The 16,495-nt window shown below is 34.2% G+C and carries 12 protein-coding genes; 4 read left to right on the top strand and 8 right to left on the bottom strand.

Annotated features, from left to right (window positions below):
- Nucleotides 1–306 precede the first annotated feature (306 nt).
- The 4 genes from V7056_RS09660 (at nt 307) to V7056_RS09645 (ending at nt 7,534) form a co-directional block, all read left to right on the top strand.
- Entirely contained in the window at nt 307–1,422 is a 1,116-nt protein-coding gene (locus V7056_RS09660; RefSeq protein ID WP_499701422.1) for a CdaR family transcriptional regulator, read from the top strand.
- Between the two features lie 86 nt (nt 1,423–1,508).
- Nucleotides 1,509–2,921 (top strand): glycolate oxidase subunit GlcD, encoded by a 1,413-nt coding sequence (glcD, locus tag V7056_RS09655; RefSeq protein WP_499701420.1) that lies wholly within the window; start codon nt 1,509–1,511, stop codon nt 2,919–2,921.
- The gene (locus V7056_RS09650) at nt 2,918–4,255 is read left to right on the top strand and encodes a (Fe-S)-binding protein (RefSeq protein ID WP_499701418.1); all 1,338 of its coding nucleotides are present in this window, start codon (nt 2,918–2,920) and stop codon (nt 4,253–4,255) included. Before glcD ends, V7056_RS09650 begins: the two co-directional genes overlap by 4 nt.
- Before the next feature lie 252 nt (nt 4,256–4,507).
- Nucleotides 4,508–7,534 carry an efflux RND transporter permease subunit gene (locus tag V7056_RS09645; RefSeq protein ID WP_499701416.1) on the top strand — a complete coding sequence of 1,009 codons (3,027 nt, stop codon included), beginning with the start codon at nt 4,508–4,510 and terminating at the stop codon, nt 7,532–7,534.
- Between the two features lie 139 nt (nt 7,535–7,673).
- Here V7056_RS09645 and chbG read toward each other — a convergent pair whose 3' ends face one another.
- From chbG to abc-f, 8 genes are all read right to left on the bottom strand, one after another.
- A complete protein-coding gene (gene chbG / locus V7056_RS09640) occupies nt 7,674–8,378 on the bottom strand; it encodes a chitin disaccharide deacetylase (protein ID WP_499701414.1) in 705 nt (234 codons plus the stop codon).
- Nucleotides 8,375–9,706, bottom strand: a complete 1,332-nt coding sequence (locus V7056_RS09635) for a 6-phospho-beta-glucosidase (RefSeq protein ID WP_499701412.1) — start codon at nt 9,704–9,706, stop codon at nt 8,375–8,377. Before V7056_RS09635 ends, chbG begins: the two co-directional genes overlap by 4 nt.
- Nucleotides 9,707–9,718: 12 nt before the next feature.
- Nucleotides 9,719–10,042, bottom strand: coding sequence for a PTS sugar transporter subunit IIA (locus tag V7056_RS09630; protein ID WP_499701410.1), 324 nt, complete (start codon nt 10,040–10,042; stop codon nt 9,719–9,721).
- Nucleotides 10,043–10,260: 218 nt separating this feature from the next.
- Nucleotides 10,261–11,577: a PTS cellobiose transporter subunit IIC gene (gene celB / locus V7056_RS09625; RefSeq protein ID WP_499701408.1), complete on the bottom strand. Its 1,317-nt coding sequence runs from the start codon at nt 11,575–11,577 to the stop codon at nt 10,261–10,263.
- A gap of 21 nt (nt 11,578–11,598) precedes the next feature.
- Nucleotides 11,599–11,904, bottom strand: a complete 306-nt coding sequence (locus tag V7056_RS09620; protein WP_192603882.1) for a PTS sugar transporter subunit IIB — start codon at nt 11,902–11,904, stop codon at nt 11,599–11,601.
- A 283-nt stretch (nt 11,905–12,187) separates the two neighbouring features.
- Entirely contained in the window at nt 12,188–13,117 is a 930-nt protein-coding gene (locus tag V7056_RS09615; protein ID WP_499701406.1) for a DMT family transporter, read from the bottom strand.
- 261 nt (nt 13,118–13,378) lie between these two features.
- Nucleotides 13,379–13,783: a DUF1761 domain-containing protein gene (locus V7056_RS09610; protein ID WP_499701404.1), complete on the bottom strand. Its 405-nt coding sequence runs from the start codon at nt 13,781–13,783 to the stop codon at nt 13,379–13,381.
- A gap of 305 nt (nt 13,784–14,088) precedes the next feature.
- A complete protein-coding gene (gene abc-f, locus V7056_RS09605; protein ID WP_499701402.1) occupies nt 14,089–16,032 on the bottom strand; it encodes a ribosomal protection-like ABC-F family protein in 1,944 nt (647 codons plus the stop codon).
- Nucleotides 16,033–16,495 lie beyond the last annotated feature (463 nt).

The following is a 16,495-nucleotide window of genomic DNA, read 5'->3' as shown; positions in this document are numbered from 1 at the left end:
GTTATTACATTATCACATGTAAAGTAAGTGCGCTATATAATCATCTAAAATGTAGAGAAATGGAAAATTTAAAAATTGAATGAACTAATTTATTATTTAATAGTAGAAACTAGATTATGAGATTATTCATTGAGCATTATGACAGTATAAAGAATCTCTGTAGAATCCCAATTTTATGTATTGATTTTTTTGCCGTTTTAAAAACAAAAGGCATTGAATATGCAATTTTCCTTGTAAAAGAAATGTTTTATTTTACATACATTTTTATTTATAATTACACTAACTATCGTGACAGGAGACAACATCATGATCTTAGATGAACTGGCTACAAAAATAATTAATGAAGTTAGAAAACTAATCCATGAGGATATTATTATAATCAATACGGATGGAGTCATTATTGCAAGTACGGATCAAGCTCGAACAGGTACTTTTCACGAGGGTGCATTGATTGCCATTAAGCAAGGAACAACTTTTATTATCACAACGGAAGATGAAAAACGATTAAAAGGTGTAAAGGCTGGGATCAATTTACCTGTCTTCTTTCAAAATGAAATCATCGGTGTAATCGGAATAACTGGTGAGCCAGATTTAATTTCCCCTTTTGGAGAAATGTTGAGACGAATGACTGAACTACTCATTAGTGAAAATTATTATACTGATCAAATCGAACTCACACAACGAGGTCTTGAGGCATTCGTTTTTGATTGGATCCAGCAAGATGAATGGGATGAATCTTTTTATGAGCGTGCTCAAATGCTTAATATTGATTTAACATTTCAAAGACAAGTACTTATTTTTGAATGGGAGCATCAAAGTAAGCTTTCAGATACTAGACAAATTATTTTCGATTGGAATAACAGACAAAGTGATGAATTATTTATTCGCTGGGGAAATAATCGTCTAGTTGTATTATGTAGAGTTGAGCAATCTTCTACAAAATCGCAAAATCTTAAGCTTGTCGAATCTATCCTGTATTACGTACAAAGTCGCTTACACTTAAAAATTGCGACTGGTGTGGGTCAACCAACCCACCCTAAACAATTGAGTAAATCCTATCATCAAGCAGTTCGAGCACTAAAAGTATCAAGTAAAACGAATTCAATTGTATTTGATGAAGATCTCACAATTGATTTAATCCTGCAAGATCTATCAAACGAAACGAAAAGTACTTTTATTGAAAGAACGATTGCACCTATCATTAACGAAAAAGAACTTTTTATTACAATTGAAGAATACATTAAACATAATCAATCATTAAAAAACACTGCACAATCATTGCATATTCATATCAATACACTTCTATATCGTCTAAATAAGATTACTGAATTAACCAACTTAAACCCAAGAGAAATCCATGATTTAAGTAAATTTTATATCGGCATTAACCTATTGGATGATTCTACAAAAAAACACCTATAACAGGTGTTTTTTCTATAGAATTCTCCATAGTAAATACGACCTATTTCTATTTATACTTTAGATAAGATAATAGGGAGGGAATATTAATGGTGTCTAAAGAAATTGCCCAAAGGTTAATTGCAATTGTAGGTGAAGCAAACTTTGATGATTCTAAAATGGAGAGACTTGTTTATTCCTACGACGCAACACCAAATCTTCAATCGTTGCCAGATGCAATCATCAGTCCTCGTTCGACAAAAGAGGTATCCGAAATTATTAAAATCTGTAACGAAAACAAAATTCCAATTGTTCCAAGAGGTTCTGGTACGAATCTTTGTGGTGGCACATGTCCCACCAATGGTGGAATCGTTCTACTATTTAAGCATTTAAATAAGATACTTGAAATCGATGAAGAGAATTTAACGATTACCGTTCAACCGGGCGTAATTACGCTTGATATGATCAATACAATAGAAGAAAAAGGATTGTTTTATCCACCAGATCCAAGCTCAATGAAAATTTCTACAATCGGTGGAAATATTAATGAGAATTCAGGTGGGCTACGTGGTTTAAAGTACGGTGTAACAAGAGATTACGTCATTGCGCTTGAAATTGTTTTAGCCAATGGAGATATCATCAGAACTGGTGGAAAACTCGCTAAAGATGTAGCTGGTTATGATTTTACTCGTTTATTCGTAGGATCTGAAGGAACACTTGGAATTATTACTGAAGCTACTTTAAAATTAATACCTATGCCTGAGTCGAAAAAAACAATGCTAGCTCTTTACGACAGTTTAGAAGATGCTGCTAGAACAGTCTCAAAAATTATTGCTAACAAAATTATTCCTACCTCACTAGAATTTATGGACCAACCGACTTTAGAGGTTGTAGAAAATTTTGCTCAAATCGGTTTACCAACTGACGTAAAAGCAGTGTTATTAATTGAACAAGATGGTCCAGAAGAAGTTGTGAATAGAGACATAGAATTGATAAAGAACGTTTGTGAAAAAGAAAAATGCATTTCAGTGAGTGTAGCAAAAACCGAAGCTGAAGCAATTGCCTTAAGAACAGCTCGACGCTCAGCGCTTTCGGCACTTGCTCAATTAAGACCTACAACTATATTAGAGGATGCTACAGTACCTCGATCAAAAATAGCAGATATGGTTCAAGCAATAAATAAAATCGCACAAAAGTATCGTGTTAAAATTTGTACATTTGGCCATGCTGGTGACGGAAATCTACATCCTACTTGCCCAACTGATGCCAGGGACCATGAAGAAATGGAAAGGGTTGAAATGGCATTTGCCGAGATCTTTGAAAAAGCAATTGAATTAGGTGGAACCATTACTGGAGAGCATGGCGTTGGAATCGTCAAAGCACCTTATCTCGAATTGAAATTAGGAAAAGAAGGTATTCATGCTATGCTAGCTGTTAAAACAGCATTAGATCCTCATAACATTATGAATCCCGGAAAAGTATTTGCAAAAGATGCTAGAAAACGAATGGTGGTGTCAAAATGACAACACTACAAGAACAGCAAAAACTTCAAGAACAATTTAAAGCAAGAATGAACGAAGATGAGTTATTAAACTGTATGAGATGTGGATTTTGTTTACCTAGCTGTCCAACTTATATTGAATCAGGACAAAAAGAATCACATTCTCCTAGAGGTCGTATTGCACTAATGAAGGCAGTAACAGACGGCTTAATCGAACCCGATGAAGATGTTGAACGTACACTAGAACTTTGCCTTGGTTGTCGTGCTTGTGAGCCTGTTTGTCCGTCTGGCGTAAAATACGGTCATCTACTAGAAGAAGCAAGAGATATTATTGCACAACACAAACAACACTCACTTCCTACTCGAGTTGTTCGTAAGTTTGTTTTTAAAAATTTATTTCCTCACCAAAATCGGATGAGATTAGCAGTTGGACTTCTTGGTTTATATCAGCGAACAGGCTTACAAAAAATTGCTAGAAAATCAGGTGTTATGAAGCTAATCCCTACTAATTTATCAGCAATGGAGAAAGTATTACCAACTGTTCCTTCAATGAAACAAATGAAATCACGCCCTAATTATTTACCACCTATGCAATCTAAAATAAGTAGAGTAGCATTTTTCTCAGGTTGTTTAATGGATACAATGTTCTTGGAAACAAATAATGCTACTATGAAGCTTTTACAGTTAGCAGGCTGTGAGATTGTCATTCCAAATGATCAAGCATGCTGTGGTGCGTTACATGGACATAGTGGTGAAAAAGACATTGCAAAGGAAATGGCTAAAAAAAATATTGCAGCATTTGAAAATCTTGAAGTAGACTATATCATTACAAATGCAGGTGGTTGTGGTGGATTTCTTATTGATTATGATCACCTTCTTAAAGATGATCCGATGTGGAAGGACCGCGCACAATCATTTAAAAATAAATTAAAAGATATATCTCAAATTTTAGTAGAAGTAGAGTTTCATAAAAAAGTAAAATTAAAGTTACCTACTCAAATTATTACTTACCAAGATTCTTGTCACTTAAGAAATGTGATGAAAACCGCTTCCGCTCCACGAATTCTATTACAATCGATTGAAAACATTATATATCATGAGATGAAGGATGCAGACCGTTGCTGTGGATCAGCTGGTATATATAATATTGTTGAATCCGAAATGTCCATGCAGATTCTAGACTATAAGATGGAACAAGTGAAACATTCTCAAGCAACTACAATCGTTACAGCAAATCCGGGTTGCTTACTGCAAATGAAACTTGGAGTTGAAAGAGAACAACAGGCCCATAGAACTGAAGTCGTTCATATAGTTGATTTACTTTTACAAGCAGCACAGTATGATGGTCATCAATAAAAAAACTCCTTTATAGTTAGACACTATAAAGGAGATTTTTTTGCTTTTCATAAATTAATAGAAGTCCATAGTTTTGTTAATGTATTGGAGTGTTTTATCATATTCCCGAGTAACAATATTTATGTCGATGTCGATTTTTGCCCGTAAATATTTTGTAAATTCAGACTGAAGTCTATTTTGTTTTTAATTTTACTGTGTTACGATTCACTTTGTGCTACTGGTTATTTTTACCAAAAAAGGGGGATGTTTTTCATGTCTTGGTTTACAAAATGGGCCTTTAACAATAAAGCGGCCATAACTTTTTTATCAGTTCTCATTTTATTAGTTGGTATCTTAAGCTATACCAAACTTCCAATGGAATTTTTACCAGCTGCAGACCAACCAGTTGTGTCAGTCATTGTAATGGGGCAAGGTACTGATTCTAAAACAATGGAAGAACAGGTAACGACTCCGATTGAGAACGCAGTGACTGGAGTAAAAGGTAAGAAACATATTTACTCAAGTACTAGTAACGGTTTTTCGAAAATTGATTTGTATTTTGAATCAGGTACAATCATGAAAGATGCAAAACAAGAAGTTCAAGAATCATTAAGTAACATTAATTTACCTCAAGCTGTAAGTAAACCGACTATCGTTCAACTAAATACTTCAATGATTCCGATCGCTGACGTCTCTGTAACGTTTGACGATGGATTAACTCCAAATAATATCGATTTTGCAAATAAAAAATTAATCCCATTATTTAAAGACATTAAAGGTGTAGCAAATGTTCAAACTTACGGAACAGAAAAATCATTTGTTTCTGTAAAAATTGATAATGCTAAAATGGCACAGAAGAAAGTATCTTTAGAAAATGTTATGGGTATTCTTCGTGGACAAAATTCAACGATATCAGTTGGAGAAAAAATCATAAATGAAAAAACTAGTAATATAAACGTTGTTGGAAAAATTGATCAACTCGACAAGTTAAAAAATCTTTCAGTTGGTGAGAATGTAAAATTAAGTGAAATCGCCAATGTAGAAATAAAAAAGCCTGAACAGAATATTACAAGAGTCGATGGTCAGGACGGGTTATTGCTAATTGTTACAAAAGATAGCCATTCAAACGCGGTAAGTATTACGAAGGAAGTAAGAGAAGCAACAAAAGAATTAAATAAGAAATATGATAACTTACATTCTTCAGTAATGATTGCAACTGCAGATATGGTAAAAACATCAGTACATGCAATGATTAAAGAAGTATTACTAGGTGCATTGTTTGCAACGATCGTCATCATGATTTTCTTAAGAAATATTCGTTCCACACTGATTACAATTGTGTCTATTCCGCTTTCACTATGTTTAACATTATTTTTACTTTCACAATCTGGAATCACATTAAATGTATTAACATTAGGCGGTGTAGCCGTAGCAGTTGGCCGACTAGTTGATGATAGTATCGTTGTTATTGAAAATATTTTTAGAAGAATGCAAAAGGAAAGTTTTTCAGTAGACATGATCATAGATGCTACGAAAGAAGTTGGAATCGCGATCACAGCATCTACTTTAACGACTGTTGCAGTATTTTTACCAATTGGAATCATCAGCACTGGTCTAGAAGATTTTGTACTGCCATTCGCCTTAACAATTACTTACTCATTATTAGCTTCATTACTTGTTGCACTGACTGTTGTTCCAGTATTAGGTGCATTCTTTCTTAAAAATGCTAAATTACCTGAACATAAGCCATCAGTTCGATATAAAAAATTACTTACTTGGTCTTTAAATCATAAATGGGTCGTAATCGTAGTCTCATTACTATTATTCGTAGGATCTATCGGTACTTATTTTGTTATGCCTAAAGGTGCTACAGATAACTCTTCTGCAGACTTTGTACAAACAACACTAACTTATCCTAGTGATACACCAGTCGAATCTGTAAAAGAAAATACGCTTAAATTAGAGAAATTCATCTTAGACCAAAAAGAAGTAAAAGGCGTTTTCACACAATTAGGTAGTAATGAAGATGCTGCAAAATATGGAGATGTACGCTCTCCTACCCAAGCAATTTACTATATTACTTTAAAAGATAAAAAGGACACGGATCAGATTGTAAAAAAAATCAATGCTCAAAAGAATGGATATTCTGATGCAGAGTTACTTGCCGCAGCAACGACTATGTTTGGCGGTGCTAAAACACAAGTTACAATTGATATTGTTGGAAACGATCTAAACGCTCTAGAAAAAACAGCAAGTGAAATAAAAACGAAACTAGTAGATATAAATGGTGTTGAGAAAGTAACAACAAATCAAGAAGACAAAAAGACTGTCTATTCATTAGACGTCGATCCTACTAAAGGTAATGTCGAGCAATTATCTGGGCAACTATTTGCTATGCTAAATCGAACACCACTAGGAACAGTTTCGATTAATGATAAATTGACGAGTGTATATCTTGAACCGATTTTAGAACCAAAATCAAAGAACGATATCAATAATATTCCAGTAATGACGAAAACAGGTATGGTTCCAGTTTCATCGATTGCTACATTAAAAGAAGAAGAAAAACCTACTAATTTATTTCACAAAGATGGCGATACTTATTTAAGTGTAACCGCTGAAGTGAAGCCTAATAAACTATCAGAAATTAATCTAAATATAAACAAAGTTATTTTTGGAGATAAGAAAGTAAAAGGAATGGATATTCCAGATGATGTGAACATTTATATTGGAGGAGCACTTGCTCAGCAATCAGAAGACTTCTCTGATTTATATATGATCATGCTTGTTTCAATTGGATTAGTCTTCCTAATTATGATTATTACATTTAAAACATTCCGTGCCCCTATTGCAATTATGTGCTCATTACCACTAGCTGCTATTGGCGCTGTTCTTGGTCTAGTTATTAGCCGAATTGCAGTAGAACCAACAGCCCTTTTAGGTGCACTAATGCTAATCGGTATTGTTGTTACAAATGCGATTGTATTATTAGATCGCGTAAAACAAAAAGAAAAACACATGATTTTAAGAGAAGCAATCATAGATGCGGCGATTACACGTATGAAACCAATCGTAATGACTGCAGTCGCAACTGTGTGTGCGATGCTTCCACTATTATTTAAAAAAGCAGAAACTGGCAGTCTCGTATCTCAAAGTTTAGCAGTAGTAGTTGTTGGTGGGTTAACAGTCTCAACTCTATTAACGTTAATTGTCATTCCAGTAGTATATGAATTATTACATTTTAGAAAATCAAAAAAACAACGTAACAATAAAGAAACTAATAAATCAGCTACAGTCTAACGTCACAAAAACCAGTTCTTTTAAAAGGGCTGGTTTTATTTTTTTCATATGCAACCTAATAAAAAAAGCAAAAGAAACATGTGTATATGCCTCTTTTGCTATTGTCTATATTTATCTATACTTTTCATATTTTTGTAGATTACGCTAAAACAAATTGGTTTGGGAGTCTAATAGAAGTTAGGATTTCCACCTCTGTAACCCTATCTTTTGCATATGAAGAGTTATTTAATACCTCATGATCAAGATATCCTGGATGACACATAACTTCGACAGTCTGCCCATCTTGGACATGCGATACTATCTTTTCGAAATAGTCATAAGTCGCACCTTCACCATAGAATTCATGAAGAAATACATCACTATATGGTGGTACACCTTCAAGTGCAAGATCTGAAACCCGTCGTACACTTAAGTTATACTTTTTTGATAGTTTTTGAACTACAGGTAAAAACCTAGGTACAGTATGAACATGGTGATGACTATCGATATGCGTTAATGTCAGTCCGGTTTCTAAAAATTTTTCAACCTGTGCTGTCCATTCTCTTTCAAGTTCTTCAAGTGATATATTTGATTCAAGAATATCTCGATTTTTTTTAAAGAATCCGCCCTGATCAACAAGAGTCGGTACATCTGTTAATAGTGGTTTTCCACAAGTGAGAACTAGATGAATTCCAACTTTTAGATCAGGATTCTCTTTCGCTAAATCCACGGCATGACTTACACCAGGCATATTCATCATCATCGTCGTAGAGTTTACGATTCCATTTCTATGAGCCTCTATAATCCCATAATTAATACCCTTTGAATAACCAAAGTCATCAGCATTTACAATTAATTTAATCATCGCGTTTTCACCTCATTAAAAAATTGAGGTAAATGTGCCTTATGCGCTTCCAACATCTCATCAACAATTTGTTTTGCAACTTTATCCGAAGCTACAAGTGGGTTGATTGTTAACGCAAGGACAGCCTTATTGTAATCCCCTTCAATGGCTGCTTCACAAGCAACTCTTTCGAACGATTTAATTTGTTGAACAAGTCCACGCACAGCAACAGGTAAATCTCCCATCACAATTGGTTTTGGTCCATCCTTCGTTATGACACAGCTAACTTCCACTGCAGAATCATTTGGAATACTCGCAATCGAACCATTATTTTTGGTATTAACTGGCTGAATATCACCTTTATCATTATAAATGGAAGAAATCAATCTCACAGCTGCATCGCTATAATAAGCTCCTCCACGTTTTTCAAGCTGCGGTGGCTTAATTGAAAGATTCGGATCCTTGTAAAGTTCAAATAAATCATCTTCCAGTTTCTTAACGACTTCAGCACGTGTGCCATCAGTTTCAGCACTCTTAAGGTCTTTTGCAACCATTTCTCGCGTTTTATAATAATAATTATGGTATGGACATGGTAGAACACCTAATGCACTAATAAATTCTGGCTCCCAACCATATCCTTGAATATTTTTAACAAAGCTTGAATTTTCAGGATGAGTTAAATAATCGATTACTTTGTCTTTTACACTCACTCCATCTACATATACATCTAATCCATAAACCATATGATTTAAACCCGCAAAGTCAATACGAACTCGTGAATGTTCTACGTTTAAAAGCTTAGCAATTCCCATTTCCATACCAATTGGAACATTACATAATCCAACTACTTTATGGTGATCTGTATAACGCAGGACAGCTTCAGTCACCATGCCAGCAGGATTTGTAAAGTTAACAAGCCATGCTTCTGGACAAAGCTCTTTCATATCCTTTACGATATCTAAAATAACTGGAATCGTCCGAAGACCTTTAAATAAACCTCCTGGACCATTTGTTTCTTGACCAAGAACCCCATACTTCAAAGGAATTCTTTCGTCTTTTGCTCTTGCTTCAAGTAAACCAACACGGAATTGAGTTGTTACAAAGTCAGCATCTTTTAATGCGGCTCTTCGATCTAACGTTAAATGCACTTCCACCGGTAGCCCCGCTTTTTGAAACATACGTTTAGCCAAATCACCTACAATTTCTAGCTTTTCTCTTCCTTCCTCAACATCAACAAGCCAAAGCTCACGTAATGGTAGTTCATCATATCGTTTGATAAAACCTTCTACAAGCTCTGGTGTATAACTGGATCCTCCACCAATCGTCGTGATTTTAATTGATTTACTCATTATGTAACCTCCTTATGATTGACTATTCATATCCTTACGAAGATCCACTATTTCTCTTGCTAAATCTTTTAACGTCATTGCTGTCATTAAATGATCTTGTGCATGGATTAAAATAATTGGAATGTCGAAATCCTCTCCTCCAGCTTCAGCTTGAATAAGCTGGGTCTGAAAATGATGTGCTTGACTAAATTCTCGATCAGCCTCTGAAAGCTTTTCCTGCGCCAATTCGAAATGTAAATCCTTTGCATCATAAATTGCTTCCATTGCAAAGCTTCTAGCATTACCACTATGCAGTATTAATTGAAAGGAAAGGTTGTACAATTCTTCTTTTGTCACCTGAATTCCCGCCTTCTATTAGATTAAAAGATTCATAATGTCAACATGCCATAGGGCACTCTCCCAGACCGTCGAAAAACGCTCGCCTTCTAAGCTTGCATGTTGCCGCCCTCATCTATCTTCACGACTCGTAAGACAAGCAATTTCATTCAGTCTAAAAATTTTATTTTGTTTACACACCGAGAGCTTGCCATAGGGCAAGCTCCTGTATTTTATTCTTAGTTAGCTGCTGATTTTTCTGCTTCAAAGTTTTGTTTATCCCACATTTTAAAGAATGGGTAGTAAATTGCAAATGATACAGCAAGGTTAATTAATTGCATTGCAGCACCTCTCCAGTTACCACCAGTCGCAAGGTATCCACCAATAATAGGAGGAGTAGTCCATGGGATAGCAATTCCTGAAGTTTTTGGAGCAAAGCCTGTAGTCATACCGATATAAGTGGTAACTACTAATGCCAATGGCGCTAAGATAAATGGCATTAATAACAGTGGATTCATTACAACAGGAGCACCAAAGGTAATCGGTTCATTAATGTTGAAGATACCCGGCCCAATCGATAGTCTACCTAATTGCTTAGCATGCTGGCTTCGAGCAAATAGTAACATCATGATGGCAAATGCAAATGTCGCGCCAGATCCACCCATATAAATAAAGATATCAATAAACTGTTGTGTAATAACTTCTGGCATTTCTTTACCAGCTTGAAGAGCTAAACGGTTTGCATCAGTTGCTGCTAACCAAATTGGACCCATTACACCACCAACGATACTTGCACCGTGTAAGCCCGTTGACCATAAAAGTTGAATTAACAGAACAGCAATTAATCCACCAACTAAAGTTCCACCTAGAGCACCTAACGGCTCTTGTAAAAGCTTTCCAACGACATTGTGTAAAGTTTCGAATGAAGTTTTTTCAATCAGTAATCGAATAACCCATACGACAAGGATGACTAAAAATGCTGGGAATAACGCCACAAATGATTTACTTACACTTGGTGGTACACCATCTGGCATTTTAATTACAATATTTTTTTGGATAACCCAGCGATAAATTTCAGTAGAAAATAAGGCAATAATAATAGCAACGAACAATCCTTTACTACCTAAAAAGGCCATCGGTAATACGCCACCAACATGAATAGCAGCATCTGCTCCTTCTGGCGTAAACATTGTAAAATATGGAGTAGAAAGAATGAAAGCTGCAACTGAAACTGCACCCGCATTTAACGGATCCACCTTATAATGTTCTGCGAGTCGATAAGCGATCCCGAATCCTGCAATGAGGGCCATAATATCGAACGTAGCATTTACTGGATAAAGTAGCTTCGTTAACCAGTCAGCACCGAATGTATCTGCCATAAATTGTGGATAACTATCTATTGGAATAAAGCCTAAAATTAAGAAAATAGATCCAACAATAATGAGAGGCATCGTTAAAATTAGTCCATCACGTAAAGCTTGTAAGTGTTTTTGACCCGCAATTTTGCCAGCAACTGGCATTACCTTCTCTTCTAACATTTGCGTAAATTTGGCCACACTAATCACCCCTATATTGAATTATGAACCTATTAAATTCTTTGCAAATTTTAAAACCTCCGCACCATTACACATCCCATAATGAACGGGATTAATGGCATCTACTGGAATTCCTTTTTCCTCACCGGTCTTTTTTAATTGAGGAAGTAGGTAACGAACTTGTGGCCCTACTAGTAGGACATCCGCATCATCAAGGTGATTTTTCACTTCATTTGCACTAACCGCCCAAATCTTAGCTTCAATTCCTTCTAATTTAGCAGCAGCCTCCATTTTGGTAACCAACAAACTCGTTGACATCCCAGCTGCACAACATAATAATATGTTCATTCAATCCCCCCTTTTCTGCGCATTAGAAAACGCTTTCAAAAAGTAGCCAAATTGTCATTCTCTTTCTATTCCTAGTAAAATAACTAGGTTTAAATGACCCCTCTCTGTTTAGAAATTAATCTCAATAAATATATATTCACTTTTCAAAATATTAGGACAAATTAAAAATAATTTTTTATCCCATTAACTTAATTCAATAAAAACAATAAGTAACAACGATTAAAAAACAAAAAAAGAGAAATCATTAAATGATTTCTCTTTTACTAATTTATTATATATCCATTTATACATGCATCTCTTGATCTCTTTTCATTTTTCGCGAAATTTCTTCGAAAGCTCCTGAACCAAACACAACGCCAACTAAAATTAAGACAAATCCAATGACTTGTGTTAACACAATTTTCTCACCTAAAAAGAGCGCTGCACCAATTAAAGTAAAGAACGGATTTAAGTTTATAAAGACAGATGCTTCAGTTGTTCCAACTTCACCAAGTGCATAGTTATAAAGCATATGTCCAATCGCAGTTGCGATAATTGCAGATGAAAAGAAAACTGCCCATATTCCAGATGAATGATGGAGCATGCTTGCCATTCCATTCGGTTCAACAATTTGACTGATTCCAAATAAGATAATCGATCCCATCACAAGCATATAGCCTGTCATTAAGCGCGGGTCCAATGTACTTGAAACCTTTTTAATTAAAACAAAGCTTGCAGCTTGAGCCAAAATTGCTAGGAAAACATAGAAATCTCCATGAGATACACCATGGAAGCCTCCACCGCTTTGCAAAACAATAAATGCAACACCAGCAAATCCAAAAAGCACACCTAAAATCCTAACGAAAGTCATTACACTTCCCAAAAAGAAAACAGATAATAACGCTGTTAAAAGTGGACCCATTCCAAGAATAAGCCCTCCGTTAGAAGCTGATGTTTGAGATAGCCCAATCGATAAAAAGTAATGATGAGCAACTACATTAAGCAACATTGCAAAAAAGACGTATTTAAACTCCCTTTTTGTAAGTTTACGAACTTTTTTGACTAAAAAAAGAATAATAAACACACTGATTCCAGCTGTAAAAACACGAAATGCTGTCATCGTAACTGGCATAAAATTTGCCACTAAAATCTTTGTGGCAATAACATTTAATCCCCATACTACCATAATACAAAATAGGATGAGATAAATATGTTGCTTTTTCAACTTCTCCACTTCTTTCTATATAACGAATAATTACAGAAAAAAGAGATCACCAGAATGATGCTCTCTCGCTTATTCAATGTTAAATTTGGACAGAAAATTTCTGAAAGGAAATTTATTATACGTATCAATATAACACATTCCAAGCTCTTATGAATACGAATTCATCAATAAATTTTTAATTTTTTCTTGGAATAAATAATCTAATGTACTTAAAAAAAAAAAGTGCTTCAATTTGAAACACTTCTTGAGGAATCACTAAAATTATTCTTACTACATAAAAAATCCTTGAATCAAACCTAGTAGTGTAAAAATAACTAGATGATCTCCAATTGCCACCGATAATGATTTTTTAGACATCAATCCAAATAGAGAATTTTTAACATATACTAACGTAATTATTAAACCGACAACAAATCCGATACCTAATCCAACTAATACATTTTCAGAACCAGTTGATTGAATCAAAATTGATAAAAAAAACGAAATGATAAATGCAATGATAACAGAGTAAATATATTTAAATGAACCAATGCTTTGATTTGCTAAAATATCCTTCTGATTGCTCTTCTTCTTATTTGATAACACTACTGAATAATAAATTCCACCATACATCATATATGCAATTCCACCAATAATTACCGGTAGATAGTTGAAACTATCCCAATCGATTAACATAAATTTTTCCTCCTATCCCCTAAAACCTCTTATTTTATTAATCCCTTTTAGTATCGGTTCATTTCAATAGGTTTAATAATATTAATACTTTTTTTATGATACATTTTTCCAAAAGACGCAAAGAATATTTCCCTGCTTCTTTAAGATTAATTGCTATATTTTAATGATTGATGCTCAATTACATAAACATGATCTGCTACTCGATCAATGAACACTCGATCATGTGATACTAGAATCAAAATCAAAGCCTAGAGGACCTTCCTCTAAGCTTTTCATTTTGACTATATCAAGGTTCTAGGGTTCTTTCAACTTTCATTAACTTGACTATTCAACCATAAATCCATAATTAAATCTAGTTCATTATTTAAATCCTGTCTTTTACAAAAAAGCTTATTAAGCTCATCATAATCCATTTGCTCCGCTAGCATAGCTAAATCTAATTCTTTAATTTTCGTTTCAAGGCTTTCAATTTTAGCTAAAGTTTTGGCCTCGACTACTTCATTTTTAATTGGTTTATGGTGATTAGTGGGCTTCTTGTTTTTTTCATTATTTTTTAGTGACTCTTTTGTCTCTTGTACCTGCTGTATTAATTGTTCTTTTTCATTTCTATAATCATCGTAGTTTCCAAGATAGCTTTTAAAAGCTTTGTTCTCAACAGCGATCACTCGGTCACTAACTTTGTTTATAAAATAGCGATCATGTGAAATAAAAAATATTGTTCCTTTAAAATCATCAAGTGCTTCTTCAAATGTTTCGATTGAATCTATGTCCAGGTGATTGGTAGGTTCATCAAGTATTAATAGATTTATATCCTGAAAAAGCAGCATTGCAAGCTTTAACCTAATTCTTTCACCGCCAGATAAATTCTTTACTTTCTTGAAGACACTTTTCTTAAAGAACATGAATTTTGATAGATACTCTCGTGCTTTTCCTTCGACTATTGAAATATCTTCTCGAAAGCATTCAAGTACGGTGAAATCTTCATTTTCAAATGCGATCTTTTGTGGTAAATATGCCACCTTCACATTCGCACCTAACTCCACAACTCCAGTGTCAGGTTGCTCTTCACCTAATAGCATTCTTAAAAATGTCGTTTTTCCACAGCCATTTGATCCTATGAGTCCAACTCTTTCGCCAAATTGAACCATTAAGTTTGTATCCTTAAAGATGACTTTATCCTCATAGCTTTTTGATAACCCTATTGCTTTAATTGTCTCCTTTCCAGATCGTTCTGTTGCTTTAAAATCTAATTTCATATTTTTCTTTTCAAACACTGGTTTATCTATTCTGTCGATTTTTTCGAGTTTCTTTTGGATACTGGCAGCTCTTTTAAAGAACTTGTTATTATCAGCTCTCATGGCCCAGTCTCTTAAATCAGTTACAGTCTTTTCCATGGCGTTAATCTTTTTTTGCTGTTCTCTAAAATGCTCAAATTGAATCCTCATATTTTCCTCTTTTTGAGTTACGAAGGATGAATAATTCCCCTTATAGGAAATGGCTTCCATGTCCTCGACTTCTACAATTTTATTGACTACATTATCAAGAAAATATCGATCATGCGAAACGATCAGTACAATTCCTTTATAGTTCTTTAAATACCCCTCAAGCCATTCTATTGAATCCATATCCAAATGATTTGTTGGTTCATCGAGCAATAAAATATCAGGAACATTCATTAAGAGCTTTCCAAGCACTACTGTCGTTTTTTCTCCACCACTTAATAAATCAAAATGTTTATTTAAAAAGCTTTCACCAAATTTCAGACCGGTGCAAACCTTGCTTAATTTTTCTTCTCGATCGTATCCTCCCTTAACCTCAAATAGCAGAACTAAGTCACTATATTTTTTTAATGCTTTTTCCAAAGCTACGTCTTCCAAATTCCTCATCTTTTCTTCCAATTCACGCATTTGTAACTCAATTGAATCAATTTCCTCAAATGCTAAATTTAATACATCAATTACTTTTAAACCTTGAGGATAAACCGGCATTTGTTCAAGGTAAGCACATGTGGCGCCTCTAGACATGTTTATTAACCCTTCATCATATCCGTAACTCGAAGTTTGAGGGTATCCAGGATAGTAATGCATCGGTTCAATTCCTGCGATTAATTTCAGAATTGTACTTTTACCACTTCCATTTACCCCTACGATTCCGATTTTATCTCCTTCATAGGCTTCAAAACTTATATTTTCAAGAACAAGTGTAGCGTCCATAAATTTTTTGATTCCATTTAATTTTAATTCAAACATACAAAATTCCTTCTTTCATCCATAATCTTGTTACGCATTTCATGGACAGGATAAAGAAGAACTTCATTACTATTTAATTTTCAAAGCAAAAAAGACCATAAGAAGATGATGTCTTCTTACAGTCTTAAAATTCATTTGAATATAATTTTCCACAGTATTTTCAGCATATCACGTGCGTAAAAAATCACATACTGATGCCGTATACTATAGACCAGGCTTATATAATCGTCCTGATTAGAAATTTCTAAATAGAAATATCCAATAAAATTATAATCTCAATTTTAGTAAGTAAGTTACCTTCTAAATTGCCTTAATTCCATAAAGAGCATAACAAATAAACCTATATAGTCAGGTTAATTTTCACTCATTATAAAATTCATATTAATTTTTAAATAAATTAATATTAGCAATTTGTTGGTTCCATAAACTTACTTCCCTCCTCGAAATTTTTTATATTATCTCA

Source organism: Bacillus sp. JJ664 (assembly GCF_036962205.1).
GTDB lineage: Bacteria > Bacillota > Bacilli > Bacillales > Bacillaceae_G > Gottfriedia.
This window is presented reverse-complemented; position numbering and strand designations above follow the sequence as displayed.